Source organism: Pseudomonas sp. GM84, from assembly GCF_000282535.1.
Taxonomy (GTDB): domain Bacteria; phylum Pseudomonadota; class Gammaproteobacteria; order Pseudomonadales; family Pseudomonadaceae; genus Aquipseudomonas.
The window spans coordinates 1-26,239 of sequence record NZ_AKJC01000170.1 but is presented as its reverse complement, the minus strand read 5'-3'; the positions used below and the strand labels follow the sequence as shown (position 1 = coordinate 26,239).

Below are 26,239 nucleotides of genomic sequence, written 5' to 3'. Positions count from 1 at the left end.
AGGATAAGAAGATGAGTGTCATCTTTCCGGATCTGTTGACTGAAGTACGCGCTTTCCGCGCGGAACATCCAGAAGTGCGCTATGTCGACCTGATTGCACTGGATATTCCCGGGCATTTCTATGGGAAGCGCTACCCCATGGACATGCTGGAGAAAGTCGCAGCGGGCACCCCGCTGAAGTTGCCCCAGAACTGCGTATTGCTGGGCACCCAGGGTGGCCTCTACCCGATTGGCGACTATTGCTTTGCCGACGGTGACCCGGATGCACCTCGGCGCCTGGTGCCGGGTACGTTGAAACCGGTGCGTTGGGAAAAGGAAGTGATCGCGCAGATGCTGATCACCTCGGACGGCACCGCGAAACCTATCGAATTCGAACCCCGCGAAGTGCTGGCGCGTGTCGTTGAACGCCTCGCCCGGCGTGGCATTCGCCCGGTGGTGGCCTTCGAGCTGGAGTTCTACCTGTTCGATCGCAAGCTCAAGGACGGCCTGCCGCAGTTCCCCCGCGACACCGCGACCGAGGATGAAGACGACCAGCCGAACATGCACATCGAACGGCTGTCGCGGTTCTCGTCCGTGCTGCACGAGATGGTCGATGTCGCCAATGAGCAGGGTGTACCGGCGAACGTCATTACCGCCGAACTTGGCCCTGGCCAGTTCGAAATCAACTTCTCCCACAGTGACGACCCGCTGAGCGCGGCGGACTGGTCGGCGCTGTTCTGCCGCAGTACCCGCGGTGTCGCGATGAAACATGGCCACCGCGCCAGCTTCATGAGCAAGCCCTACCTGGACGCGCCGGGCAGCGGGATGCATGTGCACGTGAGCCTGTACGACGAAGCCGGCAACAACATCCTGGCCGGCCATGAGCAGCGCAACCTGCGCCATGCGGTGGCGGGTTGCCTGGAGCTGCTGCCCCATTGCATGCCGATCTTCGCCCCCAACCACAATGCCTATCGCCGCTACGGCGCCATGGTCAACGCGGCGAGCCGTGCCAGCTGGGGCATCGAAGACCGTGATGCGTGCATTCGCATTCCCGAGTCCGACCCACGCAACCTGCGGATCGAACATCGCCTCGCCGGCGCCGATGCCAACCCGTACCTGGTCCTGGCGGCGATCCTGACCGGGATGGAGTTTGGCCTGGACCGTGGCGTCGAACCGATCGCCCCGTTGAACGACGACCGCCAGAGCGGCATCGATTTCCCCAAGGACGCCTTGAGTGCAGTGGCTGCCATGCGCCAGCACCCGATGGTCAACGAGGGGCTGGGCAGTGAGTTCGTGATGGTCTATTGCGAAAACAAACGCCAGGAGCAACTGGATTTCCTGAATGAAATCAATGCGCGCGAATATCGCTGGTTCTTGTAAGTAGCGAGCGTCAAGTCGTTGCGCTGCACCCTCTACCCATAAGTTTGATTCTTACTCGCAATAGTGATTTGCCGGAGGATGAGAGATATGCCACGTGTGCCAGTTATCGGCATCACCGCATGCACCAGCATGATTGAAGAGCATGCGACCCAGAAAATCAGTGAGAAGTACGCACGCGCTGCGGCCAATGCGGCGTGTGGATTGCCTATCGTGATTCCCAGTCTCGCTGAACTGATGGATACCGCCGACATAATTGACACGGTGGATGGGCTGATCTTCACCGGCTCGCCGTCCAATATCGAACCGTTCCACTACAACGGCCCGGCCAGTGCACCCGGCACCCATCACGACCCGCTGCGTGATGCCACCACCTTGCCGCTGATGCGTGCTGCGATTGCCGCGGGTGTTCCGGTGCTCGGCATTTGCCGTGGCTTCCAGGAGATGAATGTGGCCCTGGGTGGCACCTTGCACCAGAGCGTGCATGAAACCGGCTCGTTCATGGACCACCGAGAAGGCAAGGATGAGCCCGTATCCAGGCAATACGGCCCGCGCCACAAGATGCATATCCAGCGCGGCGGCCTGATGGACCGCATGGGCATTCCGTCGGTCATCGACGTCAATTCCATACATGGCCAGGGCATCGATGTGCTGGCGCCGGGGCTCAGGGTGGAAGCCATTGCACCTGATGGTCTGGTGGAAGCGATCTCGGTTCAAGGCAGCAAGGGTTTTGCCCTGGCCGTTCAATGGCACCCGGAGTTCGAGGTCATGGACAACCCCCATTACCTGACGATCTTCCAGTCCTTTGGTAAAGCGTGCCGACAACGCTCGGTACTGCGCCAGTTGATGTTGAAATCGGCCTGAATCACAGCCGACCACGAATCTAGAAGTTTCCCCGCAGTTCGACTGCGTTATTTGATGGAGAGAAGTCAATGAGTGAAAAGAATTCGCAGACCCTGGCCTGGCAAGCGATGAGCCGTGACCATCACCTGGCACCGTTCAGCGACGTCAAGCAACTGGCCGAAAAAGGCCCCCGCATCATCACCTCGGCCAAGGGTGTGTACCTGTGGGACAGCGAAGGCAACAAGATCCTCGATGGCATGGCTGGCCTGTGGTGCGTGGCCGTCGGCTACGGCCGTGACGAGTTGGCCGAAGTGGCCAGCAAGCAGATGAAGGAACTGCCGTACTACAACCTGTTCTTCCAGACCGCCCACCCGCCAGCGCTGGAGCTGGCCAAGGCGATTTCCGACGTGGCGCCTGAAGGCATGAACCATGTGTTCTTCACCGGCTCCGGCTCCGAAGGCAACGACACCGTGCTGCGCATGGTTCGCCATTACTGGGCGATCAAGGGCAAGAAGGACAAGAAGGTCATCATTGGCCGCATCAACGGCTACCACGGTTCCACCGTGGCCGGTGCGGGCCTGGGCGGCATGAGCGGCATGCACGAGCAGGGCGGCCAGCTCCCGGACATCGTGCACATTCCGCAGCCGTACTGGTTCGGCGAAGGCGGCGACATGACCGAGGCCGAGTTTGGCGTGTGGGCAGCTCAGCAGCTGGAAGAGAAGATCCTGCAGGTCGGCGTGGACAATGTCGCCGCCTTCATCGCCGAACCGATCCAGGGCGCCGGCGGCGTGATCATTCCACCGCAGACCTACTGGCCGAAGATCAAGGAAATCCTGGCCAAGTACGACATCCTCTTCGTGGCTGACGAAGTGATCTGCGGCTTCGGCCGTACCGGCGAGTGGTTCGGTACCGACTACTACGACCTCAAGCCCGATCTGATGACCATCGCCAAGGGCCTCACCTCCGGCTACATCCCCATGGGCGGTGTGATCGTGCGTGACACCGTTGCCAAGGTGATCAGCGAAGGCGGTGACTTCAACCACGGCTTCACCTACTCCGGTCACCCGGTGGCGGCGGCGGTGGGCCTGGAGAACCTGCGTATCCTGCGCGAGGAGAAGATCATCGAGCAGGTTCGCGATAAAACCGCGCCCTATCTGCAACAGCGCCTGCGCGAGCTGGCCGACCACCCGCTGGTGGGCGAAGTACGCGGCCTGGGCATGCTGGGCGCGATCGAACTGGTGAAGGACAAGGCCACCCGCGCACGTTACCAAGGCAAGGGCGTCGGCATGATCTGCCGCCAGCACTGCTTCGACAACGGCCTGATCATGCGCGCCGTGGGTGACACCATGATCATCGCGCCGCCACTGGTCATCAGCATCGAAGAGATCGACGAACTGGTGGAAAAGGCCCGCAAGTGCCTGGACCTGACCTACCAGGCTATCCAATAAGGCCATGGCACTCCGGCAGGGGCGCAGCGCCCTGCCGGAGTGCTCGTTTCACCGCCAGGCGCAAGTCCTGGCGCCCATCGCGTCACGCGCTTGATTTGTGAATTTATTCAGGTATTTTCCATGCCAATAATTCATTTATTACTGGCCACGCTTGATCATGGTTCACACGTTAGTGCACGAAGAAATTGAAGAGCTGGCCACACTGATTCGCGACCTGCGCAAGTTCAAAGGCCTGACCCTGGGCGAGTTGGCGCAACGCATCGGTCGTTCGGTGGGCTTTCTCTCCCAGGTTGAACGCGGCGTTTCGCGCCCGACCGTGGCGGACTTGACGGCCATCAGCGAAGCACTCGGTGTATCGACGGCGTATTTCTACAACCTGGACAAGCCCCGTGGCCTGAGTTGGGTAACGCGTCCGCATGAGCGCCGTATGTTGCATTTCGACGGGGGTATCAAGGATGTGCTGGTATCTCCCACCATCACCGGTGGGTTTTCCATGCTCGATAGCCACCTTGAACCCGGGGCCACCAGCGGTGAGGAATTCCTCAATGACAGCTCGGAGCAGGGCTGCTTCGTGCTCGAAGGCGAGCTGACCGTCTGGCTGGACGAGGGCGAGCCGGTAACGCTGCATGCCAATGACAGTTTTCAGCTGCAATCCCATGCAAAGTTTCGTTATGCCAATTTGACGGACAAGCCCACCCGCGTGCTTTGGGTATTCAACTGACGGCACCAGGGCCTTTGCCGACCTCAGCGGTCGGCCTCGCACAAATAGCCATGCAGTGCCTCGCCCAGCACATCGAACACCCGGGCGATCCGTTTGATCTTGCGCAGATCACCGTGCATCGCAATCCACACCTCGACGTCGAAGCCGAAACTGCCTGGCAGCACTTCGAGCAGTTCGTAATCCTTGGCAATCCGCGTCGGACAGAGACCGAAACCCAGCCCTGCTTTCAGCGCGGCCAGTTGTGCAAGGTAATTATCGGAGGCGATCGCGAAATGTTGGTCCGCTTCGCATAGCCCGGCTTCGACGATCCGACGCAGATCGGCCGAGCGCCGGTCCGGCCCGATCAGCGGCCGGGGTGCTGGAAGGCGCGGAGCAGTTCGTACCGGTTGCGCACATCTGGACGCGGCGCAAGCAGCCGTGGCTGGCGCTGCCGGAAGGCGTTGCGCAATGGGAAGAAAGCCCGACGCCCGAGGCGTTTGCCAATGCGCTGGGTTGACTCGAGCCTCTGCTTCAACGTCAGTCGCAAGGCCGGTTACAAGGGGAGGGGCAAGGGGTATAACTACCAGAACAACAGGCGGGGCACCCGGAACAGACCGGCAAAAGGCAGGCTCCGGGCCTGATCGGCGGCGCGCAGCGATATGATGAGTTCCCAGGCATGGCGATGGGCTCGCAAGAGCCTCCTTGGCGGCATCGGGCTGGCCGTGCTGATCGCGCCCTTGTGCGCCAGCGCCATGTTCAAGTGCCAGGCCAGTGACGGAACCATCAGCTACACAAGCCAAGCCATCACCAGCGCCCGCTGCACCCGCGAGAATGGCACGGCGGGCGCCGCTGTTGGCGTCAAGGCAAAGGCCCAGCCACGGATTGTGCATTTCGACGACCCTGGCGCGGTGCGGGTTCGGGTGTACACCTTCATGCACCGGGGCGTTCGGCAATATGTGAGCCGGCGTCCTGTCGGGATCTCGGCACGGGTCGATGTCCTTGATCTCTATTACATCAAGGGCTGCTATCTGTGCATGGCACCGAAGGATTTCAATGTCGCTTCACTGCGCCTGGACACTCAATCCTATCGGCGCGAAATCGAAGCCGCTGCGGCTCTATATGGTGTAGACAGAGCGTTGGTCCGCGCTGTGATACATGCCGAATCGGCGTTTCGCGCCAACGCCATCTCCATAGCCGGCGCCCAGGGGCTGATGCAGTTGATGCCCGCCACCGCCGAGCGCTTCGCCGTGGACGATCCGTTCGACGCACGGCAGAACATTCGTGGCGGCGTGCGCTACCTGGCCTGGCTGCTCAAGCGCTTCAACGGCAACCAGAAGCTGGCGTTGGCAGGTTACAACGCCGGCGAAGCGTCGGTGATCGAGTACAACGGGGTGCCTCCCTACGCCGAGACGCAAACCTACGTCACCCGCGTGCAGTCCTTGACCGAGCGCTATCGCAATCATCGCTAGTACCCTAAGGCGCATGCAAAAGCTGCCCCCGATGAGTCATTCCGAACAATGACCCTGCGCCGAATCGGACCCTGCGGGATGATCAATCCCATTGATAGCCGATGCCCACCGAAACGCCGATTTCACCTTGCGTATCGCTGCTGCCCTGCAGCTTGGTGACCCACTTGCCATCCTTGGACAAGGTCGAGACGCCGATGGCCACCGACGATTCACCGCGGAAGTTGCCGGCACCGATCGAGGTCATGCTGGCGCTCGGTGAATGGGGTTGTGGCAAGGCGGCCATGGCCATGGCGCCGGCGATCCCGGCACTCAACTCGTCGTCGAGTTGATGGATGTCCTTGCGCAGGCTGCTGTAGGCGGCATCGGTGTAGGCCTTGGCGCCGCTCAGGCCAGCGTTCAGTTGGCCGAGATTGACCGCATCGCTGACCTCGGTAGCGGCCGCCACGTGGGTGATTTGCCGAGCAGCCCCGGCGCTGCCCACTGAAACGCTGTCGCGACGGTCGGCGACCGAGTTGGCGCCCAGCGCTACCGAGTTGCTCGCTTTCGCCTGGGCAGAAGCGCCCACTGCCACGGCATTGTCACCACTGGCCTGGGCTTTGCTGCCCAGCGCGCTGCTCTGGGTACCGGAAGCCACGGCACCGGCACCCCCGGCCATGGCGTTCTTGCCGCTGGCCTTGGGTTTGGGCGATTGCGCGCTGTTGTTGGTCTGGAACATGCCGTCGGTACCTGCTTGCAGGTTGCTGACAGTGCTGCTGACCTGGGTGACCCGAACATCCACGGCATCGACCTTGTGTTCGACCTGCGAAACCGCCGCGGCAGACCCTGTGGCCGCATCGCGCAATTGCGCGACGTTGACCGCGTCAGTATCGGCCGTGCCAGCAGCGACATGGGTGATCTGCCGTTCGCTGCCCGTGCTGCCGACTGATACGCTGTTGTCCCGGTCGCTTTTCGAACCGGCGCCCAGGGCTACCGAGTTGGCGTGGGTCGCACTTGCGTTGGCACCGATGGCGCTGCTCTGTCTACCGGTGGCTTGAGCGCTATCGCCCATCGCCAGCGACGACGCCCCGCTGGCACTGGCAGCCGGACCTGCGGCCACCGAATCGCTGCCGCTCGCCGCCGCGTCGGGCTTGCTCGAGTTGGCCTTGAAGTAGCTGGACAGTCCGCTGTTGCTCATTCCACTTTCCAGCGCACCCACCCGCTCATTGGTCTGGTGCAATTGCGCACCGACCACTACCTCTGCGGAGTTGGCGTTGATGTCGCCCGCCGCCACGCCGCTGATCTTGCTCGCGATCCCGCTGCGCTTGGCATTGTAAGCGCCCAGGCTGGCATCCCAGGCCAGGGCGTTGTCGGTCAGGTCGGCCACGGACTGGTTGGTTTGCTTGAGCTGGAGCAGGTTGACCGCGTCAGTGTCCTGGGTACCGGCGGCCACATGGGTGATTTGCCGCTTGAGTGTCGCGTGACCCACCGACACGCTGTCCGCCCGGTCAGTGGTGCTGTTTGCGCCCAGCGCCACGCTGTTGCTTCTGGACACCGATGCGTTGAAGCCCAGGGCTACGCCGTTGGCGGCCGTTGCACTGGTTCTCGCCAGGGCGCCGAGCGCAGTGCCATAGTCGCCGGTGGCGCTGGCAGCATGACCCACCGCCGTGCCACGGGCGCCGCTTGCCGCAGCGCTTGCGCCTAAAGCGGTGCTGCGCGAGCCTAGGGCCTTTGCATTGACGCCCGCAGCGAGGCTGTCGATGCTGGTAGCCGAGGCCGCTTGGCCAATGGCGATAGCGTCGACACCAGTGGCACTGGCCTGGCTACCGCTGGAATTGGCTTTGAAGTACCGCGTACCGGTACTGTCAATGTCGTCGACAGTGCCAGCCAGGTCATCGAGCTGACCTTTGTTGACGGCATCGGTTGCCGCCGTGCCGGCAGCCACGCCGGTAAGCTTGCTGGGTACGCCTGCGCGCGAGGCTTTATAGGTACCGCTACCGGCATCCCACAGTAAGGCATTGCCGGCGAGTGTGGTCATGCTGCCGTTCAACGTACTGACGGTGCCCGTCAGGTTGGTCACGCTTTGGTTGGTTTGATTGAGCTGGCCCAGGTTGACCGCATCATTGATCTGGGTGCCTGCACTCACGTTGGTGATCTGCCGGCCACCCACCGCGACGCTGTTGTTTCGGTCTGTGCGACTGTTGGCGCCCAGGGCGACACTGTTGACATGACTGGCAGTTGCCCGTTGGCCGAGCGCCATTGCGTAGGTGGCGTTGCTGTCCACCGTGGCGTAGGAGCCGAGGGTGACAGCGAAGTCGGCGTTGTCCGACACCTGTGCACCGTAGCCGATCGCGACACTGTCCCAGGAATTCATGCCGACCCGGCTGCGGTCGCCGAATGCGATACTGCTACTGGACTGATGCCCCATGCCAGTGGGGGCGGAATCAACCACGGCGTCATAGCCGATCGCGATGCTCCTGTAGCTGTTGCCGATGACCCGGGCGTTGTTGCCGATGGCAACGGCGTCGTTGGCGCCGGCATCGACCCTTGCACTCGGACCGATCGCCACGCTGGAGGCGCCACTCGCGGTGCCGCCACCGGCCTCATAAGCCGCATATCCTGCGGCGAGCAAGCCCGGCTGGACGCTGTAGCTGGTCACCGGGCTGCGCACCTGCGTGATCCACGTGAGGCTCTTGTCTTCTTCCTCTTCCAGCGCGGCGGCAACCGCTGCGGCCGGATCTCCGAAGATTGCCAGGCCCAGACCCAGCGAAGTGCCCAAGGCACGTGCCATGCGTCCGGGCTTGCCAATGCTGCGGGCAAATTCGCAGGCGACGACCCAGCTACCGCGGGTCTTGCTCCAGATCACACGAAAATACTTGTTCATGGTGAAACCCCTCGGGCCCTGTGGCCCGGCGCCGCTCTGCGGCATGGCGAGGATGAGTGACCCTGGGTAAGGTCGGATGGCTCATGTTCGCCCTTGGGGAGGGTGAGGAAGAATCGTTGGATCACGTAAGTCGTGTAGTTAAAACACTACAAATACAGGGTGACTGTGGCTGACTAGGCAAAGGACTGATCAAGCCGCAGCTTCAGCAGCGCGAGCATGTGCGGCTGACTGCTCAGCTCGAACCGGCCACCCATCAGACGCGCCAACCGCTGGCATAGCGTGTCCTCCGGCCCTGATGGCAGGGCATCGCCCGGCAGCTTTTCAGTCGTATGAAGACTCACGGTCCAATCGAGCTGGCCCTGGGGGAGGATTTGCAGCTGGGCACTGAGCGTCATGCGCGTAGCACCGCACCGGGACGCATGCCTCAACATCACCCACAGCAATTGCCGGTAACGCCCGGCATCGATCCAGGCTTCGGTGTCGAGGTCGCCGGTTTCCACTTGCAAGTCACCGATTCCCGCTTCGGTGACCAATGCCTGGCAAATTTGCAAGGTGAGGTGCGCAAGCTTGACAGGCTGGGCTGATAGTAGACGTTCGCCATTCTCCAGGCGGGCCAGATCAAGCAAGGCTCGAAGCTGGTCATGCAACTGCGCATGGGTGCGCTGGGCGGTGCTCAGCGCCGGATTGTCGGGCGAAAGCAGCATGGCTTGCTGCAGGTCGCGGCTCAGCGAATCATAGGCTGCAAGGCTGCGCTGGCCGACCTCGAACAGAAACTGCCGGTGCTGATGCTGCAAGGCTTCGAGCTTGTGTTTGGCTTGCTTGAGCTCCAGCATTTGTTGCTCGTTCCGAGTGATATCCACTCCGGTACAGATCATGCCCAGTCGCGCGCCGGACTGATCATGGTAGGGGGCCCCCCAATGCAGGATCGACCGCGGACGTGGGCCACTGAGTACGATGTGGCTGAAGTAGGGCTTAGCGTCCATGTAGGCCTGGCGATACATCTGATGCAGTTGCAACGCCTGTTCCGGCTTCAGGCTCTCGCTGTCGGTGAAACGCCGGCCCAACTGCTCAGCTTCGTTGACTTCGTAGAACTCGAAGAACGCGCGGTTGGCGGCCAGCAACTCGCCATCCTCGTTGCGCAGGCTGATTGCCAATTGCAGGTCGTCGAACTTGGCGTGGAATTGCTCGGTCAGGGGGACCTCGACGTCATTGCTAAGCTGCGGCAGGGCCATGGGGACCTGATCAAGCAACTGGTTGCGCCAGGCGAGGTCCAGCAATTCGGCCAGTGAGCTTACGTTGAGCTTCTCCAACAGGCGCGTCTTGTACGTGCTGACAGTGCTCACGCTGATCGCCAGTTCATGGGCAATGCGCTTGTTACTGCTGCCGCTGGCCAGGTAGCGCAGCACGGTCATTTCCCGGTGCGACAGGCTTTTCAACTGCATCGACTCATCGCCTGCGCCAGTTCTGAAAAGATTGCTCAACGCCTGGCTGGGGAAATAGCTGCGGCCGCTCAGCACGCAGGCAACGGCCGTGAGCAATTCACTCATCGACTCGTGCTTGCCAACGAAACCCGATGCTCCCGCCTGCAGGCTTAACCCGGCAAAGTGCTCGGTGTTCTGTGCCGTCAGTACCAGCGTACGTGCCGTGCTGTCGGCCTGTTGCAAGCGTCGGAGCACTTCCAGGCCACCCAGGCGCGGCAGGGCCAGCTCCAGAATCAGCAAGTCAGGGCGCAGCTCAAGGGTGTGTTGCAGCGCCGCAGGACCCTCAGCGCACTCGGCTATCACCTGATGGTGGGCCGCTTCCAGAATCGTCCGGATCGAATGTCGGATCAGTGGCTGCTCGTCGGCGATGATTATGCGTTTCATGCACCCGGCTCTTTGCCGTCGACTGTGTAACCAGTGTAGGGAACAATCGGGAGAACAGAGAAGTGGGGGGCTGAGAGGGTGATTGTCAGCTGTAAGGCGTGCGCGGGCGGTGGGATATGCCTGTGCCGTTCAACGTTTCAAATCGAGTTTTTATGCTCTGCGGCTGCTCCACTGAAGATGACTCGATGCACGCGGTTGGTGCAGAAAGCGTGCATTTTCGACGACCAGCGTTGCATGGCCGTCCAGCAGTCGCGCCAAGGGCCTGGAATATACCCCTCAGGCGCGCTCCCCCCGCAGCCAGCGCTCGTGATAATGGATCAGTCGGGTCAGTCCATAGACGGCGCCGTCGTGCATGACTTGCGCTCGCTCTCCAGAAAATCGCTGGGTACGGGTAAACACGGCAATCGGCTCGCCGGCAAATGCCCACGCAAAGCACAGCGTGCCGGGTAAAACCCCGGATGCCGGGCTTGGCCCGGCTACACCGGTCGTTGCAATCACGACGTTGGCATCGCTGTCCTTCAATGCCCCTAGGGCCATCTCCCAGGCGACTGGCTCGCTGGTCAGCCCGTACCGTTCGATGGTTTCCGGGCTTACCCCTAGCAGACGTTTCTTGGCGGAGGGCGAATACACGACATAGCCGCTTTCCAGTACCTCGCCCGTACCCGGGAAGGCCGCCAGCAAAGCGACCATGCAGCCTGCTGTACAGGACTCGGCAGTCGTGAGTACCAGGTGGTGGTCTTTGAGATAGCCGAGCACGGCCAGTACCGGATCACTTGCCATCTTGGTGTCGACTCGTTGTCCTTTTGCGGTGGACGTATCGGCGATGTAAATGGTTCACCGGTTTAGCGCAGGTTCGCTTTGTGTTTGCCCTGAACTTTATTACCCGCGTTGATATCACTGTAGGGAATGGAGCTGGGCTCCCCATTTGCATTGAATTCTCGAGGGTTGGTCAGCTCTACCGCTGACCGCGTCTCGCGCTTTCTGTGTAAGGCTCGACATTCAACTGGAGCGTCCAAGTGCCGCGAATCATCACACCCACCACCCCCGAACATGAGATCGATCAGCAGAACGCGAGGATGTTCGGTACCCCAAAAGAGCGCCTGGATTTCTATCGACGCGAAATACAGTACGAGACCACCATCCTGGCCAACCGAACCGATGCCTATCTCGCGGCTCAGTCATTCCTGGTGATCGCGTTCGTGTCGTCGATGGGCAACCTGAACCAGGGCTGGGGCGAGATGTTCACGTTGATGGTGCCGGCGTTTCTCGCACTGCTCGGCGTGCTGAGTTCGCTGAACGCCTGGCCAGGTATCCGCGCGGCCTTTCGGATCATCGAGCATTGGCAGCTCAAGCAAAGCCACTTGCTGCGCGGTGAGCCCATGATGGGATTGGCGTATGACGAATCGCCGTTGTTCTGCGAAGCGGAAACCTCTCGGGCGGGGCACCGCAAATCGCTGCTGTTTTCCCTGCGCACGCCTTGGATTTTTCTCGGCTTCTGGGTCTTGCTAGGCACCTACTCGGTTTATATCCAGCTGGCGTGACCCGCGCCCTCGGGACGCCCTGAAGCACGACCGGAGGGCGCGACGCAGAAGCGCTGAGCTCAGCCTGCCAGCGCCTTGATCAACTGCTCGTTGAAGGCCGGAATATCGTCCGGCTGGCGGCTGGTGATCAGGTTGCCGTCCACCACCACCTGCTCATCCACCCACAGGCCACCCGCATTGCGAATGTCGTCCTGCAATGTCTTGTAGCTGGTCATCCGCTTGCCTTTGACCAAGCCACTCGACACCAGCAACCAGGCACCGTGGCAGATGACGGCCAGCGGCTTGCCAGCCGCGTCATGGCTCTTTACCAGCTTTTGCGCACCGGTGTTCAAGCGGATCGTGTCGGAGTTCTGCACGCCGCCGGGCAGCACCAGGGCGTCGTAAAGGTCGAGGTGGGCATCCTCGAACGACGCATCCACTTCGAACTCGTCGGCGGGTTTGTCATGGTTCCAGCCGCGTACCTTGCCTTCTTTCTCGCCCAGGATATCGACCACCGCGCCACTGTTTTCCAGCGCTTCACGCGGGCCGGTCAGCTCCACCTGCTCGAAGCCATCGGTGACCAGAAAGGCCACGCGTTTGCCGTTCAGTTGTGCACTCATTGTTTATCTCCTTTTACCGATAGACCTCAACTAGGGGCCGGCACCGGCAGGCAAAGTTCCTGCGCGATGCTCAGCGGTTCGCCTCCATCTCCGAGTGCCGAATCGGGGAGATAGCGCGACCGACGGCAGCAACTCCAGTTGAACGAGGATTCCAGCGGATCATCCAAAAAGGTGCGGTATCACGCATTTCTTCCGAGGTATGCAGCCATGAGCACCGATCCGAGAAAGCAAGGTGGCTTGAATCCCGATGACCCCACACCGTCCGACCCTGTGGAAAACGATCCGCTCATGGATGACGATCTGGAAGACGATGAGGATGGCAAGAAGCAAGAAAACGTTGATGAAGGGATGGGCACCCCAAGAGAGTGATGTTCTTGATTGGCCAGGTGTTGATCTGGGCTGCGCCCAACGTCGTCATGTCACCCAATCGACATAAGCGATTTCGATCCGTCGAGAGGGGGCTCGGAACCGAGCTTCAATCCGTCAGGTCATCAATGGTATGGAAGGTCACATCAGCTTTCAGGATGTCGCGCGTTCTTGAGGTGCGATTTGTCATGAGCGTAGCCAAGCATCGCCCAGTCAGAGCCAAGGCCACCATTATCTGCACCCAGAACGACAAGGTTCTGCTTGTGCGCAGAAAGGGCGGCAAATGGAAGTTTCCAAGTGGGGCACTAGCAGCAGGTGAAGCGCCAATCGTTGCAGCCGCGCGAGAGCTCTGGAGCGAGTTGTCACTGCATTGTTCCAGTCTGCACATTGCTGGCACTGTCCAGGTGGGGAAAATCCTCCACCATCTTTTTTCCACTGATATCCCTGATGGCTGCCGGGTGGTTCCTGGAAAGCGAATCGAGGCCTGCAGGTGGGTAGCGTGGGGGCAGCTGAGCCCGACCATGCTCAAGCCCACGGCAGCTGCGTTACTTTCGAGGGATCTCTCGTCGCTTGTCCGCTTCGATCAGCAACTCGTCCAGTAGCCAGCATGACCAGGTATTCACACAGCAGCCCATCCTCACAGGAACAGATTGTTGGCCTTGTGGTCAGGTTTGGTAGTCTCGTAAATCTTGAGGTGAGCATGGCAACTTTCAACATTGAATATCGCTTGGCTGAAGAACCGAAAAGTTACCGGCTGGCGTTGGAGCAAGACCAACTCGGTCGTCACGAGGCTGCAATGCACCTGCTCGTGTTGCACTTTGGGGATAGTGAAAACGGCCTTGTTCTTCCTGCCGCTGATGCATCGCCGAGCGAAATCATGGCTCAAGCCGATTTGCTTGGACTGTCCGAGATAGAGGTTTACACCGCGTAATGTTGGCCGGTCACGTCAGATACACCGGTCTGCCGGCTGGAACCTGGCAGCAGCCTGCGGGTTCGAAAGTGAACCGATGACTGATCAGGATGCGCATCATGACGCTCATGAACACAGCGGATGCCAGCGTGCAGGCTTTGTATTTCGAAGACGACGGCGCGACGCCGAACAGCCGTTTTCCCGTACTGCTCTACCGGCTGAAGCTTGATCCGTCAGGGGATGATGCCAGCGCCTTCGAAGCCTTGTTTGCGGCTCACCAATGGACCCCGCTCTGGCGTGACGGAATCTTCGATTATCACCACTTTCACCCGAACGCCCATGAGGCGCTGGGCATTGCTTGCGGGCGGGCCCGATTGACGCTTGGCGGGGAGGCCGGGCAGAGCATGAGCGTGAAACGGGGCGATGTCCTGGTGCTGCCGGCGGGCACGGGCCATCGCTGCATCGAGTGCAGCGATGACTTCCTGGTGGTTGGTGCCTATCCTCAAGGGCAGGAAGACTACGACATTCAGCGGCCCGACAGCACCGCGCACCCGTGCGCCCTGGCGCGCATCGCCAAGGTGCCGTGCCCTGCGCAAGACCCGGTCTGCGGCACCCGAGGCGCGTTGATGACGCATTGGCGTTGAGTGCACCCCCGCTTCTGCAGGGCCAGCCATTTCTGCTAGCTGCCGGAACCTGCGCCTGATCCACTACCGGCTGAGCCACTGCTACCACTGCCCGAGCCTGTGCCGCTACCACCAGCGCCATTACTGCCGGTTCCCGAGCCACTGTTGGTACCGTCACCTCCGGTGTTGTCCGTCCCATTGTCATCAGTACCGCCATCACCCGTACCCATGCCATCGCCGGGTGTTCCTGAGCCAGTCGCATCGCCTTGGCCGTTCATTTGTCCATTGACGGGCGGTTGCATGCCTGGGGCGCGCTGATCGTTCAGGTCTGTGGCGGCCAATGCAAGGGGGGCAGCGAAGCCCAGGCACAGTGCGAGCAGTAACGTAGAGGGTTTTGCTGGTGTCATGGTGGAACTCCTTTTTAGGTTGTTCACCCTCTGTTCGGCCTGCCGCCCGCGAGAGGGTGCCCGCTGAGCGACGGAAGGCCCTGCAGCAGGACGACCGCGCCGATAGGAGATCCCAGGTTTTGCCTCTACATGTTTTCATCGCTGCCGAAGAACATCTGTATCCGCGACCGCAACCACCGCTCCGCCGGGTCATTGTCCTGCGCCCCCCGCCAAGCCATGTGCAGCTCGAAACTGCGCACCTCGATCGGCAGGTCCTCGGCGCGCAACCCTCCAGCGGCAGTCAGCGCATCCGCCGTGTAGTCCGGCACCGTGGCGACAATGTCTGTCCCCGCCAGCAGACTCCCCAGGCCATTGAACTGCGGCACGGCCAGCACCACGTGGCGCTTGCGGCCGATTTCCTCCAGCGCTTCGTCGATGAACCCGGACAGGTCGCCGGCGAACGACACCAGTGCATGCGGCCTGGCGCAGAAATCGTCCAGGCTGATGCTGCCCGGCACGCTGTCGGCGCGCAGCAGCTTGGGCATGCTGCGGCGCAGTACCTTGCGCTTGGCGTTGGCCGGCAGTTCGTTGGTGTAGCTCACACCCACGGAGATTTCGCCCGAGGCCAGCAAGGTCGGCATCAGCAGGTAGTTGACCCGGCGTACCACCAGCACGATGCCCGGCGCCTCGGCGCGAATGCGCTTGAGCAGTTGCGGCAGCAGGGCGAATTCGGCGTCGTCCGACAGGCCGATACGGAACACGGCGTTGCTGGTGGCCGGGTCGAACTCGGCGGCGCGACTGACGGCGGTGGAAATCGAGTCCAGCGCCGGGGAGAGCAGGGCGAAGATCTCGTTGGCGCGCGCCGAGGGCTCCATGCTGCGGCCGGTGCGCACGAACAACGGGTCGTCGAACAGGTTGCGCAGGCGCGACAGGGCCGCGCTGATCGCCGGCTGGCCGAGGAACAGCTTCTCGGCGGCACGGGTCACGCTACGCTCATGCATCAGGGTTTCGAACACGATCAGCAAGTTGAGGTCTACGCGACGCAGGTCGTTTCGATTCATCGGTGCGCTTCGCCATAAATGGGGCAGGGGTGAATCTTAAGGCCAAAGGCTGTTACCCTGCACCGATTTCCGGGTGCCAATGCACAGGAAAGCCAGGTGCCCAATCGATGACAGGCATGTCGACTATTAACCGCCACTGATGGTCTAACGGCTAAAGCCCGGATAAAGTTCGTGGTAATACGAGGTTCACACAGGCGAGGTATGCGATGTCCCGCATGATCCGTTTCCACAAGTTCGGCGCTGCCGATGTGCTCCGTTGCGAGGAGCAGGCCGAACCATCACCTGCCGTTGGCGAGGTGCAGATCCGCGTCGAGGCGATTGGCGTGAGCTGGTACGACGTGCTCTGGCGGCAGAACCTGGCACCGTCCCAGGCCCGCCTGCCGGCCGGGATCGGCAGTGAGATGGCGGGCGTGGTGACGGCGGTCGGCGAGGGTGTCGACGATATCGCGGTCGGTGACCGGGTGGCCAGCTTCCCGGCCGCCAGTGCCAACGAGCATCCGGTGTATGGCGATGTCATCGTGCTGCCGCGCACCGCCATTACCCGTTACCCGGACGTGCTCACGCCGATCGAAGCCAGCGTGCACTACACGCCCTTGCTGATCGCCTACTTCGCCTACGTCGACCTGGCCCGGGCCAAGGCCGGGCAGACCGCCCTGGTGACCGACGCCAGCCATTGCGCGGGCCCTGCATTCGTGCAACTGGGCAAGGCGCTTGGGCTCACGGTCTTCGCCGCCACCAAGGAACCCGAGCAGCGCGAATACCTGCTGGGGCTGGGGGCCGACAAGGTGATCGTCACCGAAGAGCAGGACCTGCTGATGCAGGTCGGCAAGTACACCAACGGGCGTGGCGTGGACATGGTCCTCGATGGCATGGGCGGGCCACAGATGTCGCTGCTCGGCGATGTGCTGGCGCCGCGTGGCAGCCTGGTGCTGTATGGCCTGCAAGGGGGCAACCAGACACCGTTCCCGGCCTGTGCGGCGTTCCAGAAGAACATCCAGTTCCACGTGCACTGCATCGGCAACTTCACCGGCAAGCCGGAGCTGGGGATCAGCCAGGATCAGGTGGCCTTGCAGCGAGCCCTGCGCGATATCAACCAGTTCACCGCCGACCAACTGCTGACACCGCAGATCATCAAGGTGTTTCCGTTCAGTCAGGTGGTCGAGGCCCATCAGTGCATGGATGAATGTCCGTGTGGTGGGCGGGTGGTGCTGGACATGGGACAGCCCTGAGAGGGCTATGGCAACGAAATGGACCCGGGCTAAGCCCGGGTTTTTTCTGCCTGAATAATAAGAAGTTTCCTACAAAAAAACTTCAATTTTCCTGTGTGCTTTCCGCGTTAAATATGTGTGTCGCTGCCACTTTCCTGAAATCGCTTTCTGTTTTCTCGATGAGTAATTGATCGCCGGGGTATTTGTCTTCTGACTGCATGGTTTTTTTACCGGCATCTGTATCTTTTATTCGTTCAGCAACGCTTGATAATGGCGCAGTGATACTTAACGCAAGGAGCGTGCGATGGAGAAGGGGTGGCCCCACGCCGGGCTAGGGCGCCAGGCAGCTGGTGCGCGAAGGGGATCTTTTTTCTCGATGGCTTGGCGACAGTGTTTCGCTACTTCAGTTTTTCCTAAATATAAATAGGAATTTTCTCCTATTGATTTCGTCGCGCAGTTATTGATTCAAAACATCTCCTGTGCGACGCGTGACTGAAGCGGTGAGGTGACCCGTGAGCCATATTCACGATCAGGCTATGCACTATATCTACCAACAAGTTCTAGAAAGTTTGTTGGGCCATATGACCCAACCCCAGCGTGCCTCATTGCAGTTGCTTATCCAGCGTTTGCTGGTGACGTCCGGAGGGCCGGAATACATCGGCGATTTCAAACTGCTCGTGGTGCAGGGCGCCGATAACCGCAGCGCCCGTCTGCTGGCCATCTTGCGTGCCGCGCAGTTGAGCATCGCCCTGCGCGCACCGTTGACCTTCCAGCTGGAGGTGCGGGTGGTAGGCCTGCCGGCGACCGGACGCGCGCTGCTGGAGCAGCATCAACGTTGTTTCGACACCCTGTTCTTGCATGACGACCCGCGCGTTCACTTGCAGATGGTCGCGGCGGGGAGGGTGGTGCCCTTCGACCGCCAGCCCAGGGCCTGTGAGCCTTGGGCATTGGCACGCGATGCGATGTTGCTGTTCGGCCATCTGATCGACTCGCGGCCCGAAGCGCTGCTGGGTAGCCGCATGCACCTTGAACTGGCTGCTGCCGTGGGGCTGACCGGCGAAGACCAGCCTTGTGCAGATGCGCTGGTGACCGCCATGCCTGTGGGCAAGCGGCGGCGTTACCTGGCCTGGGCGCGCAGGGGCTTGCGCCTTGCGGGGGACACCGGCCAGCTCACCGCGACCCCCTGCCTGGCGAGCCTGGCCGAGCGACTGCGTCAGTTGCATGGGCTTGCCGGGCTACCGGTAGGCGAGCCGGAAATGCCAAGCCATGAGCCGCTTGCACAAGCGCCGATGCGGCTGCTGGCCATTGATGATCTGTTGCCCCAGCTGCTGTCTGAGGGGGCGCTCGATCGCATGATGGATCAGCCTTTCGCGCCGTCGCAGGACGCCATGCCGCTGGCGGCCTACCTCGACCCACTGGCAGTGGCGCAGCTGCAGGAACTGCGCGCGCGCTGCCTGGCGCCGGCCCGGCCACGGGAGCCGTTGCGGCTGGTTGGCCAGCGGGCCTCGGGCAGTGCGCAAAGGCCACAGCCCGCGCGCCTCACCCAGGTTCATGGCGTCGACCAGGCCCAGCTCATCTGCATGCTGTATGGCCCTTTCGCCGAACAGGGGCGGGGGTTGGAGCACTTTCTGCAGTGTCGCCACCCCGACATGCTGGTGGCCTTGCCTTATCTGCACCGTGCCTTGCAAGGCAAATCCTGCCCTGACGCGGTCAAGAACTGGCTGGTCAATACCAGCGGTCTTTCGCTTCGGCATTTGCGGGTTGTCTATGCCGGGCACCTGCAGCACGTTACTCGGCGTCTGTTGGCGGCGCTGGCGCGGCGCGATGTGCACCTGCGCTTGCTGCCCCGCCCGGTGGATCGCGAGGCGTCATCCTGATGGGGCGAGAGTTCGCCTATCACAAGGTCTATCGCTATCTGCAAGCGTTGATCGACCAGGCCGAGCGGAGTGGGGAGCAGCGCCTGCCCTCGTTGCGTGCCTTGGCCCGGCATCTGCGGGTGTCGCTGGCTACCGTGCAGGCGGCCTATGGCCTGCTGGAAAATGAAGGGCGTGTGCGTTCGGTGGCGAAATCCGGCTACTTCGTGCAGCCCCGCGTCAATGGGGGCGCAAATCGCTTGCGCCGCTGCCCCGAGCCGGTGCAGCCGAGCCTCGAAGGTTCGCTGTTCGCCCACGAGCGGCGTTTGGCGCGCCAGCGAGCGTAAGCGCACGCCGTGTCGCCGTGCAGTGCTGGCGCGCGCCTGCGGGAGGCGTTGGCTGCCCGCTATACCCGCACGGGCAGCCGACCCTGGAAGCCGGAGCATGTGCACCTGGGACCCGACGTACAGGCATTGCTGGAAACCCTGCTGGGAGCCTTGGCGCTGCAGGGGAGCACGGTCCTGGTGGCGTCACCCTGTTGCTGGCGTTTGCTGCAGGTCTTGCAGCGCTTTGGCTTGCAGGTGCTGGAAGTGCCGCTGGATCATCATGGCGGCTTCGACCTGGGCAGCCTGGCACGGCTGCTCGGGCAAGGCACGGTGCGGATGTTGATCATGCCGTCATGCCTGGGGCTTCCCGGCGGGCGAATGATGTCGCCGCACGATCAGCAACAGCTCGCCCAACTGCTGGCACGGCATCCGGTGTGGTTGCTTGAGAATGATCTGGATAGCGAACGCCGGTTCACCCCGTCACCCGGCACGCATCTGCGTGACTGGGTCGATCAACGCTGGCTGCTGGTGCTGGGCTCCCTGGAAGCGACGGTCGGGGCCGAGGCACCCTACGCCTATGTGCTTGGCCGGCATCCGGCCATGGGCGAAGCGTTTGCCCGGCGTGCGTATCAGTTGCCGCCGCTGCGCCAACAGGCCCTGGCGCAGATGTTCGCCAAGGGGGAGATAGACGAACACCTGAACCGCCAGCGTGCGGTCCTGGCCCGGCGCATGCGACAGCTCTGTCATCAACTGCAGGCGCACCTGGGCGGGCAACTGGAGTTTGCCGTGCCCGAGGGTGGGCATGCCGTGTGGGTGCGTCTGCTGGACCCGGTATCGGTGGATCGCGTGGCGACGGCGATGGCTGGCACCGTCTTGCCAGCACTGGCGGGCGCTCAGTTCAGCGCGCAGGGGCGCTATCAACACCACCTGCTGCTGACCTGGACGGGGGAGGGGGCCGACGCGCTGCGCGAGGCGGTCTGCAAGTTGGGCGAAACGCTGGCGCAGCCCGGCGGTCGGCAGGCGGATGACGACGTGTGAGCGAGCGCCATTCGTCGGCAGGGTGCCGGGCCTCAGGCAAGGCGATCCATGGTGCTTGCCAGTGCGTGTTATCTGTATGTATAAACAGTGTCCATGCCTGCTGACCGACCGTGCCTTGTGATTGCCCATTCCGTCGATGACCCGCTGTACTACCTGCATAACTTTCGCCAGGTGTTGCAGTGGGTCGAACACCGCTATGCCGACCTGCTCGACGCCCAGGAGCTGGCGTTCCTTCAGGCCTTCACGGCCCTGGAGCAACCGGCCCAGGCGCTGATGGTGCGCATGGTGATGCGCAAGGGCGAGCTGTTTCGCAGCGACCGGCTCGACTATGCCGAGATCGGCGATACCGTGCGCGCCCTGCAGCCACTGCAGGCGTTGGGCTGGGTACGCGAGCCCGAGCAGTTGAGCCTTGAGCAGTTGTTCGCGTTGCTGCGCAAGGACGAGCTGGCCCAGTGTTTCGCCCAGCAACTGAGCCGGCCTCGCGCCGCCAAGCGCGACCTGTTCGACCAGCTGCAAGCCCTGGCACTGGCGCCCAGGCCGCTGTCGCAATGGTATGCCGATGCGCCGGTGTGCATTCTTCAGTGGTGCCTGCAGCCGCTGTGCGACCGCATGCGCTTGCTGTTCTTTGGCAACCTGTATCAGGACTGGTCGGACTTCGTGCTCACCGACCTGGGCCTGCTGCGCTTCGAGCAAGTGCCGTTCAGCCCCGGCTCACGCGCCCTGCAGCAACGCAGTGAGGTCGACCTGGCGATGGCTTTGCACCACTGTGCCGAGCGCCTGGAACAAGGTGAGGCACCTGCGACGATCCTCGATGACCTGGCTCCGTGGCGCAGCGACAACCCGTGGCTGGCCCGGCGCCACGGGCGCCTGTTGTTTGCCCTGGGCCAGCAGTGCGAGCGGCTGGGCGACTGGGACCAGGCGCTGTCGGTGTATGCCCGTAGCAGCCATGCACAAGCGCGCATTCGCCAGGTGCGAGTGCTCGAACGCAGCGAGCGCTGGCCAGAAGCCCATGAATTGGCCCTGCAACTGGCCGCTGCACCCGCCAACGCGCTGGAAGTGCAGGCGCTGGAGCGCATGTTGCCGCGGCTGGCGCGCAAGCTCGGCGGGCCAGCGCAACCGCGCCGCCGCACCCTGGCACCGCAGCTGATCGAGCTGGATCTGCCGCGCGAGCTCGCTGCGCTGGGTGTCGAGGAGGCGGTGCGGCAAAACCTGACGCAGGCCGGCGGGCAGGTGCACTACGTGGAAAACACGCTGCTCAACAGCCTGTTCGGCCTGTTGTGTTGGGACGCGATTTTCGCGCCGGTCCCTGGCGCATTCTTCAATCCGTTCCAGGCCGCGCCCCAGGACTTGCACGACAGCGATTTCCAGCTGCGCCGTGCAGCGCTGTTCGATGCCTGCCTGGGGCGGCTCGACGATGGCACGCATCGCCAGGCCATTCTCGATTGCTTTGCCGCCAAGTACGGCCTGCAATCGCCGTTCGTGTTCTGGCAGATGCTCGACCAGGCCTTGCTCGAACAGGCGTTGGCCTGCCTGCCGCCCGCACACCTCAAGCAGTGTTTCCTGCGCCTGCTGCAGGACATCCGCAACAACCGCGCCGGCATGCCCGACCTGATCCAGTTCTGGCCCGAGCAGGGCGAGTACCGCATGGTCGAGGTCAAGGGCCCGGGTGATCGCCTGCAGGATAACCAGTTGCGCTGGCTGGCGTTCTGCGCCGAACACGGCTTGCCGGTGGCGGTTTGTCATGTGCGCTGGAGTGAGCCGGCGTGAGCTACAGGGTGGCAGTGCGCGCCCTGTGCGAGTTCAGTGCCAAGGTGGGTGACCTGGACCTGCGCTTCACCCCATCGCCCACGGCTCAGGAGGGTATCGAAGGCCACCGTCGGGTGGTGGCCAGGCGTGCTGCCGGCTATGAGGCGGAAGTCCCCCTCGAAGGCCATTATCAAGGCTTGCAGGTGCGCGGCCGTGCCGACGGCTACGACCCTGTCGCCAACCGCCTGGAGGAGATCAAGACCTACCGCGGCGACCTGACGCGCCAGCCGGCCAACCATCGCCAGTTGCACTGGGCCCAGGCCAAGGTCTATGCCTGGCTCTTGTGCCAGGCGCGGCAGTTGACCGCCATCGAGGTGGCGCTGGTGTACCTGGACGTCGACAACGACGGCCAGACGCTGATCGGCGAACACTACAGTGCCGATACCTTGCGCACCTTCTTCGAAACCCAGTGCCAGCGCTTCCTGGCCTGGGCCCAAGGCCAGGAGCGCCGCCTGGCCGAGCGTGACCAGGGGCTCCAGGCGCTGGCGTTTCCCTACCCGCAGTTCCGCCAGGGCCAGCGCCAGCTGGCCGAGACCCTGTACAAGGCGGTGAGCACCGGGCGCTGCCTGATGGCCCAGGCCAGCACGGGCATCGGCAAGACCCTGGGCACGCTGTTTCCGCTGCTCAAGGCCATGGTCCCGCAACAGCTCGACAAGCTGTTTTTCCTGACGGCCAAGACCCCGGGCCGGGCGCTGGCGCTGGATGCCCTTCGGCAGATGACCGAGGCTGCCCCGCAACCCGCCTTGCGCACCCTGGAACTGATCGCCCGGGACAAAGCCTGCGAGCACCCCGACAAGGCCTGCCACGGCGAGTCCTGCCCATTGGCCCAGGGGTTCTACGACCGCCTGCCGGCCGCACGCGAGGCGGCGGCGCAGCGCCCCTTGCTGGACCGCGACAACCTGCGTGAGGTGGCTCTTGCGCACCAGGTCTGCCCGTACTACCTCGGCCAGGAGATGGCCCGCTGGGTAGATGTGCTGGTGGCCGACTACAACTACTACTTCGACGCCCACGCCTTGCTCTTCAGCCTGGCCCAGGCCAACCAGTGGCGCGTCGCGGCGCTGGTGGACGAGGCGCACAACCTGGTCGAGCGCGGCCGTGGCATGTACAGCGCCAGCCTTGACCAGGGCCAGTTGCTCGCGTTGCGCCAGAGCAAGCCGCAAGGTCTGACCAGCGCGCTGGACCGGCTGAACCGGCAGTGGAATGCCCTGTACAAGGCGCAGCGGGCGCCTTATCAGGCCAGCGAGCGATTGCCCGATGATTTTCTGCGCGCGTTGCAGCAGTGCATCGGGCTGATCCAGGAACGCCTGAACCAGCAGCCCGCCGAGCTGGACCCACAAGTGCTGCAGTTCTTCTACCAGGCCCTGCAGTTCAGCCGGGTCGCCGAGCTGTTCGATGAGCATTTCCTGTTCGACATCACCCTGCGCGAGGGCCCGCGCAAGCGCAAGCTCGCCAGCCTCTGCCTGCGCAACGTCAACCCGGCTCGCCTGCTTGGCCCGCGCATGCAGGCCGCGCGCAGCGTGACGCTGTTTTCCGCCACCCTCAGCCCACGGCATTTCTATACCGACCTCTTGGGCATGCCGGCCGATACCGCCTGGCTGGAAGTGGCCGCGCCGTTTCGTGCCGAGCAGCTCGAAGTGCGCATCGCCAGCCAGGTGTCGACCCGCTACGGCGAACGCCAGGCATCGCTGGCGCCGATCGTGGCGCTGATTGCCGAACAGTACCAGCGCCAGCCGGGCAACTACCTGGCGTTCTTCAGCAGCTTCGAATACCTGCAGCAGGTGGCCAGCCTGCTGGCCGAACAGCACCCCGCGATCCCGTTGTGGGCCCAGGCACCTGGCATGGATGAAGCGGCACGCCAGGGGTTTCTCGATCGCTTCGTGGCCGATGGACAGGGGGTTGGTTTTGCCGTGCTCGGTGGCGCCTTCGGCGAAGGCGTGGACCTGCCCGGCACGCGCTTGATCGGGGCCTTCGTCGCCACCCTCGGGCTCCCCCAGGTCAACCCGGTCAACGAGCAGTTCAAGCAACGCCTGGGCCGCCAGTTTGGCGCGGGGTTCGACTATGCCTACCTGTACCCGGGCGTGCGCAAGGTCATCCAGGCGGCAGGCCGCGTCATACGGGGCGACCAGGACCGTGGCGTGCTGGTGCTGATCGATCAGCGCTTCGCCGAAACGCGGGTGCAGCAGATGTTTCCCAGCTGGTGGCGAACGGCCAGCGAATAATCCCGACGGGCCGTCGCGCGGCATTGCAACTCCCAGTACACTGCGTGTTCCAACCCCAACATCCGTTGAACTCGAGGTTTCTGCATGACGCTCAGTCCTTTGGCAGGCAAGCCGGCTCCGGCCAGCGTGCTGGTCGATATCCCCCGCCTGCTCACCGCTTACTACACCGGCCGCCCTGACGCCGCCGTGGCGGCCCAGCGCGTGGCCTTCGGCACCTCGGGACACCGGGGCAGTTCGTTTGATCTGAGCTTCAACGAAAGCCACGTGCTGGCGATCACCCAGGCGATCTGCCTGTACCGTCAGGAAAAAGGCATCGACGGCCCGCTGTTCATCGGTGCCGATACCCACGCCTTGTCCGCGCCGGCCGCCGCCAGCGCGCTGGAAGTGCTGGCCGCCAATGGCGTGCAGGTGATGCTGTCGAAAGACGACGAGTACACCCCGACGCCTGCGGTGTCGCATGCCATCCTTTGCTACAACCGTGGTCGTGCGCAGGGCCTGGCCGATGGCATCGTCATCACCCCCTCGCACAACCCGCCGCAAAGCGGTGGTTTCAAGTACAACCCGCCCAATGGCGGCCCGGCCGACAGCGATGTGACCAAATGGATCGAGGCCAAGGCCAACGAACTGCTGGCCGCGGACCTCGCCGGGGTCAAGCGCATGGACTATGCCCAGGCGCTGCAGGCGCCGACCACCCAGCGCCATGACTACATCGAACACTACGTGGCCGACCTGGAAAACGTCATCGACTTCGATGTGATTCGCGCCGCCAACCTGCGCCTGGGCGTCGACCCGCTGGGCGGGGCAGGGGTGCGCTACTGGTCGGCGATCGCCGAGCGCTACCAACTGAACCTGGAAGTGGTCAACACCGAGGTCGACCCGACCTTCCGCTTCATGACCGTCGACTGGGACGGCCAGATCCGCATGGACCCGTCCTCGCCCTACGCCATGCAAGGCCTGATCGGCTTGCGCGAGCGCTTCGACGTGGCCTTCGCCTGCGACCCGGACCACGACCGCCACGGCATCGTCACCGCCGATGGGCTGCTGCAGCCGAACAACTACCTGGCCGTGGCCATCGACTACCTGTACCGCCACCGCCCGCAATGGCGCAGCGATGCCGCGGTGGGCAAGACCGTGGTGTCCAGCGGCATGATCGACCGGGTGACCGAGCGTCTGGGGCGTGAGCTGTATGAGGTGCCGGTGGGCTTCAAGTTCTTTGCCCAGGGCCTGTTCGACGGCTCGTTGGGCTTTGGCGGCGAGGAGAGCGCCGGCGCTTCGTTCCTGCGCAAGGACGGTTCGGTGTGGGCCACCGACAAGGACGGCCTGATCCCGGCGTTGCTGGCGGCCGAGATGACCGCGCGCACCGGTCGCAACCCGAGCCAGGCCTATGACGACCTCACGCAAGCGCTAGGCAAGCCGTTCGCAACCCGTGTCGAGGCCAAGGCCGATGCGCGGCAGAAGGCATTGTTGAGCAAGCTGGCGCCAGAGCAGGTCAAGTCGACCGAGCTTGCGGGTGAGCCGATTGTGCAGATCCTCAGCCATGCGCCGGGCAACGGCCAGGCGATTGGGGGGTTGAAGGTGATGACGGCCAACGGCTGGTTCGCCGCGCGGCCTTCGGGTACCGAGGATATCTACAAGATCTATGCCGAGAGTTTTGTCGACGAGGCGCACCTGCAGCGCTTGGTGGCGGAAGCGCAGGTGCTGGTGGATGCGGCGATTGCCTGATTGATTGGTGAAGGGGGCTGCTTTGCAGCCCATCGCCGGCA

General features: G+C 62.9%; 22 protein-coding genes and 2 pseudogenes. 17 read left to right on the top strand and 7 right to left on the bottom strand.

Features of this window, described 5'->3' with window-relative positions:
- Window positions 1–11 precede the first annotated feature (11 nt).
- The 4 genes from PMI38_RS14480 to PMI38_RS14465 all read left to right on the top strand — a co-directional run bounded on the left by PMI38_RS14480 (window position 12) and on the right by PMI38_RS14465 (window position 4,367).
- Window positions 12–1,358 carry a glutamine synthetase family protein gene (locus PMI38_RS14480; RefSeq protein WP_008095250.1) on the top strand — a complete coding sequence of 449 codons (1,347 nt, stop codon included), beginning with the start codon at window positions 12–14 and terminating at the stop codon, window positions 1,356–1,358.
- An 87-nt stretch (window positions 1,359–1,445) separates the two neighbouring features.
- Window positions 1,446–2,219: a gamma-glutamyl-gamma-aminobutyrate hydrolase family protein gene (locus tag PMI38_RS14475; RefSeq protein WP_008095248.1), complete on the top strand. Its 774-nt coding sequence runs from the start codon at window positions 1,446–1,448 to the stop codon at window positions 2,217–2,219.
- Window positions 2,220–2,287: 68 nt separating this feature from the next.
- The gene (locus tag PMI38_RS14470) at window positions 2,288–3,646 is read left to right on the top strand and encodes an aspartate aminotransferase family protein (protein ID WP_008095246.1); all 1,359 of its coding nucleotides are present in this window, start codon (window positions 2,288–2,290) and stop codon (window positions 3,644–3,646) included.
- Window positions 3,647–3,803: 157 nt separating this feature from the next.
- Complete coding sequence (locus tag PMI38_RS14465; protein ID WP_008095244.1) at window positions 3,804–4,367, top strand: helix-turn-helix domain-containing protein; 564 nt, start codon at window positions 3,804–3,806, stop codon at window positions 4,365–4,367.
- Window positions 4,368–4,390: 23 nt separating this feature from the next.
- On the opposite strand, the gene PMI38_RS27545 is transcribed toward PMI38_RS14465, so the two are convergent.
- Complete coding sequence (locus PMI38_RS27545) at window positions 4,391–4,531, bottom strand: hypothetical protein (protein ID WP_238540196.1); 141 nt, start codon at window positions 4,529–4,531, stop codon at window positions 4,391–4,393.
- Window positions 4,532–4,722: 191 nt separating this feature from the next.
- On the opposite strand from PMI38_RS27545, the gene PMI38_RS27220 reads away from it, so the two are divergent.
- Together PMI38_RS27220 and PMI38_RS14450 are read left to right on the top strand one after the other, a co-directional pair.
- Entirely contained in the window at window positions 4,723–4,863 is a 141-nt protein-coding gene (locus PMI38_RS27220) for a hypothetical protein (protein ID WP_443216393.1), read from the top strand.
- 145 nt (window positions 4,864–5,008) lie between these two features.
- Window positions 5,009–5,815 (top strand): lytic transglycosylase domain-containing protein, encoded by an 807-nt coding sequence (locus PMI38_RS14450; RefSeq protein ID WP_043273676.1) that lies wholly within the window; start codon window positions 5,009–5,011, stop codon window positions 5,813–5,815.
- A gap of 82 nt (window positions 5,816–5,897) precedes the next feature.
- Here PMI38_RS14450 and PMI38_RS26175 read toward each other — a convergent pair whose 3' ends face one another.
- From PMI38_RS26175 to PMI38_RS14435, 4 genes and pseudogenes are all read right to left on the bottom strand, one after another.
- Window positions 5,898–8,675, bottom strand: a complete 2,778-nt coding sequence (locus PMI38_RS26175; RefSeq protein WP_008095238.1) for a YadA-like family protein — start codon at window positions 8,673–8,675, stop codon at window positions 5,898–5,900.
- Window positions 8,676–8,848: 173 nt separating this feature from the next.
- Window positions 8,849–10,540: a response regulator gene (locus PMI38_RS26170; RefSeq protein ID WP_008095236.1), complete on the bottom strand. Its 1,692-nt coding sequence runs from the start codon at window positions 10,538–10,540 to the stop codon at window positions 8,849–8,851.
- Between the two features lie 198 nt (window positions 10,541–10,738).
- Window positions 10,739–10,807: pseudogene (locus tag PMI38_RS27915) on the bottom strand (DUF421 domain-containing protein); the annotation flags it as partial.
- 9 nt (window positions 10,808–10,816) lie between these two features.
- Window positions 10,817–11,320, bottom strand: a complete 504-nt coding sequence (locus PMI38_RS14435; RefSeq protein ID WP_008095234.1) for a CinA family protein — start codon at window positions 11,318–11,320, stop codon at window positions 10,817–10,819.
- Between the two features lie 236 nt (window positions 11,321–11,556).
- Between PMI38_RS14435 and PMI38_RS14430 the strand changes: the two genes are divergently transcribed.
- On the top strand, window positions 11,557–12,081 hold the full coding sequence (locus PMI38_RS14430) for a hypothetical protein (protein ID WP_008095232.1): 525 nt from the start codon (window positions 11,557–11,559) through the stop codon (window positions 12,079–12,081).
- 59 nt (window positions 12,082–12,140) lie between these two features.
- Here the strand turns inward: PMI38_RS14430 and PMI38_RS14425 are convergent, their stop codons facing one another.
- Window positions 12,141–12,680, bottom strand: a complete 540-nt coding sequence (locus PMI38_RS14425; protein WP_008095230.1) for a type 1 glutamine amidotransferase domain-containing protein — start codon at window positions 12,678–12,680, stop codon at window positions 12,141–12,143.
- A 207-nt stretch (window positions 12,681–12,887) separates the two neighbouring features.
- Between PMI38_RS14425 and PMI38_RS27115 the strand changes: the two genes are divergently transcribed.
- The 4 genes from PMI38_RS27115 to PMI38_RS14410 all read left to right on the top strand — a co-directional run bounded on the left by PMI38_RS27115 (window position 12,888) and on the right by PMI38_RS14410 (window position 14,600).
- On the top strand, window positions 12,888–13,049 hold the full coding sequence (locus tag PMI38_RS27115; RefSeq protein ID WP_008095228.1) for a hypothetical protein: 162 nt from the start codon (window positions 12,888–12,890) through the stop codon (window positions 13,047–13,049).
- Window positions 13,050–13,234: 185 nt separating this feature from the next.
- Complete coding sequence (locus tag PMI38_RS14420; RefSeq protein WP_043273670.1) at window positions 13,235–13,648, top strand: NUDIX hydrolase; 414 nt, start codon at window positions 13,235–13,237, stop codon at window positions 13,646–13,648.
- A 98-nt stretch (window positions 13,649–13,746) separates the two neighbouring features.
- Window positions 13,747–13,977, top strand: coding sequence for a hypothetical protein (locus tag PMI38_RS14415; protein ID WP_008095225.1), 231 nt, complete (start codon window positions 13,747–13,749; stop codon window positions 13,975–13,977).
- Window positions 13,978–14,075: 98 nt separating this feature from the next.
- Window positions 14,076–14,600 (top strand): cupin domain-containing protein, encoded by a 525-nt coding sequence (locus PMI38_RS14410; RefSeq protein WP_008095223.1) that lies wholly within the window; start codon window positions 14,076–14,078, stop codon window positions 14,598–14,600.
- 511 nt (window positions 14,601–15,111) lie between these two features.
- On the opposite strand, the gene PMI38_RS14405 is transcribed toward PMI38_RS14410, so the two are convergent.
- Window positions 15,112–16,026: a LysR family transcriptional regulator gene (locus PMI38_RS14405; RefSeq protein ID WP_008095221.1), complete on the bottom strand. Its 915-nt coding sequence runs from the start codon at window positions 16,024–16,026 to the stop codon at window positions 15,112–15,114.
- Between the two features lie 206 nt (window positions 16,027–16,232).
- Between PMI38_RS14405 and PMI38_RS14400 the strand changes: the two genes are divergently transcribed.
- The 6 genes and pseudogenes from PMI38_RS14400 to pgm all read left to right on the top strand — a co-directional run bounded on the left by PMI38_RS14400 (window position 16,233) and on the right by pgm (window position 26,198).
- Window positions 16,233–17,255 carry a zinc-dependent alcohol dehydrogenase family protein gene (locus tag PMI38_RS14400; protein ID WP_008095219.1) on the top strand — a complete coding sequence of 341 codons (1,023 nt, stop codon included), beginning with the start codon at window positions 16,233–16,235 and terminating at the stop codon, window positions 17,253–17,255.
- A 491-nt stretch (window positions 17,256–17,746) separates the two neighbouring features.
- A complete protein-coding gene (locus PMI38_RS14395; protein ID WP_008095216.1) occupies window positions 17,747–19,111 on the top strand; it encodes a hypothetical protein in 1,365 nt (454 codons plus the stop codon).
- Window positions 19,111–20,451 (top strand): annotated as a pseudogene (locus PMI38_RS14390) (aminotransferase-like domain-containing protein). Before PMI38_RS14395 ends, PMI38_RS14390 begins: the two are co-directional and overlap by 1 nt.
- A 117-nt stretch (window positions 20,452–20,568) precedes the next feature.
- Entirely contained in the window at window positions 20,569–22,218 is a 1,650-nt protein-coding gene (locus PMI38_RS14385; protein WP_043273663.1) for a VRR-NUC domain-containing protein, read from the top strand.
- Window positions 22,215–24,476, top strand: coding sequence for an ATP-dependent DNA helicase (locus tag PMI38_RS14380; protein WP_008095209.1), 2,262 nt, complete (start codon window positions 22,215–22,217; stop codon window positions 24,474–24,476). Before PMI38_RS14385 ends, PMI38_RS14380 begins: the two co-directional genes overlap by 4 nt.
- A gap of 84 nt (window positions 24,477–24,560) precedes the next feature.
- Window positions 24,561–26,198: a phosphoglucomutase (alpha-D-glucose-1,6-bisphosphate-dependent) gene (gene pgm, locus PMI38_RS14375; protein ID WP_008095207.1), complete on the top strand. Its 1,638-nt coding sequence runs from the start codon at window positions 24,561–24,563 to the stop codon at window positions 26,196–26,198.
- The last annotated feature ends 41 nt before the right edge of the window (window positions 26,199–26,239 follow it).

What these genes read in the sequence shown, in the direction of transcription:
- PMI38_RS14465 (WP_008095244.1), top strand. Translation starts at nt 3,804, where the DNA reads ATGGTTCACACGTTAGTGCACGAAGAAATTGAAGAGCTGGCCACACTG.
- PMI38_RS14405 (WP_008095221.1), bottom strand. Translation starts at nt 16,026, where the DNA reads ATGAATCGAAACGACCTGCGTCGCGTAGACCTCAACTTGCTGATCGTG.
- PMI38_RS14410 (WP_008095223.1), top strand. Translation starts at nt 14,076, where the DNA reads ATGACGCTCATGAACACAGCGGATGCCAGCGTGCAGGCTTTGTATTTC.
- PMI38_RS14420 (WP_043273670.1), top strand. Translation starts at nt 13,235, where the DNA reads ATGAGCGTAGCCAAGCATCGCCCAGTCAGAGCCAAGGCCACCATTATC.
- PMI38_RS14475 (WP_008095248.1), top strand. Translation starts at nt 1,446, where the DNA reads ATGCCACGTGTGCCAGTTATCGGCATCACCGCATGCACCAGCATGATT.
- PMI38_RS26175 (WP_008095238.1), bottom strand. Translation starts at nt 8,675, where the DNA reads ATGAACAAGTATTTTCGTGTGATCTGGAGCAAGACCCGCGGTAGCTGG.
- PMI38_RS14480 (WP_008095250.1), top strand. Translation starts at nt 12, where the DNA reads ATGAGTGTCATCTTTCCGGATCTGTTGACTGAAGTACGCGCTTTCCGC.
- pgm (WP_008095207.1), top strand. Translation starts at nt 24,561, where the DNA reads ATGACGCTCAGTCCTTTGGCAGGCAAGCCGGCTCCGGCCAGCGTGCTG.
- PMI38_RS14450 (WP_043273676.1), top strand. Translation starts at nt 5,009, where the DNA reads ATGAGTTCCCAGGCATGGCGATGGGCTCGCAAGAGCCTCCTTGGCGGC.
- PMI38_RS14400 (WP_008095219.1), top strand. Translation starts at nt 16,233, where the DNA reads ATGTCCCGCATGATCCGTTTCCACAAGTTCGGCGCTGCCGATGTGCTC.
- PMI38_RS26170 (WP_008095236.1), bottom strand. Translation starts at nt 10,540, where the DNA reads ATGAAACGCATAATCATCGCCGACGAGCAGCCACTGATCCGACATTCG.
- PMI38_RS14470 (WP_008095246.1), top strand. Translation starts at nt 2,288, where the DNA reads ATGAGTGAAAAGAATTCGCAGACCCTGGCCTGGCAAGCGATGAGCCGT.
- PMI38_RS14415 (WP_008095225.1), top strand. Translation starts at nt 13,747, where the DNA reads ATGGCAACTTTCAACATTGAATATCGCTTGGCTGAAGAACCGAAAAGT.
- PMI38_RS27115 (WP_008095228.1), top strand. Translation starts at nt 12,888, where the DNA reads ATGAGCACCGATCCGAGAAAGCAAGGTGGCTTGAATCCCGATGACCCC.
- PMI38_RS14435 (WP_008095234.1), bottom strand. Translation starts at nt 11,320, where the DNA reads ATGGCAAGTGATCCGGTACTGGCCGTGCTCGGCTATCTCAAAGACCAC.
- PMI38_RS14425 (WP_008095230.1), bottom strand. Translation starts at nt 12,680, where the DNA reads ATGAGTGCACAACTGAACGGCAAACGCGTGGCCTTTCTGGTCACCGAT.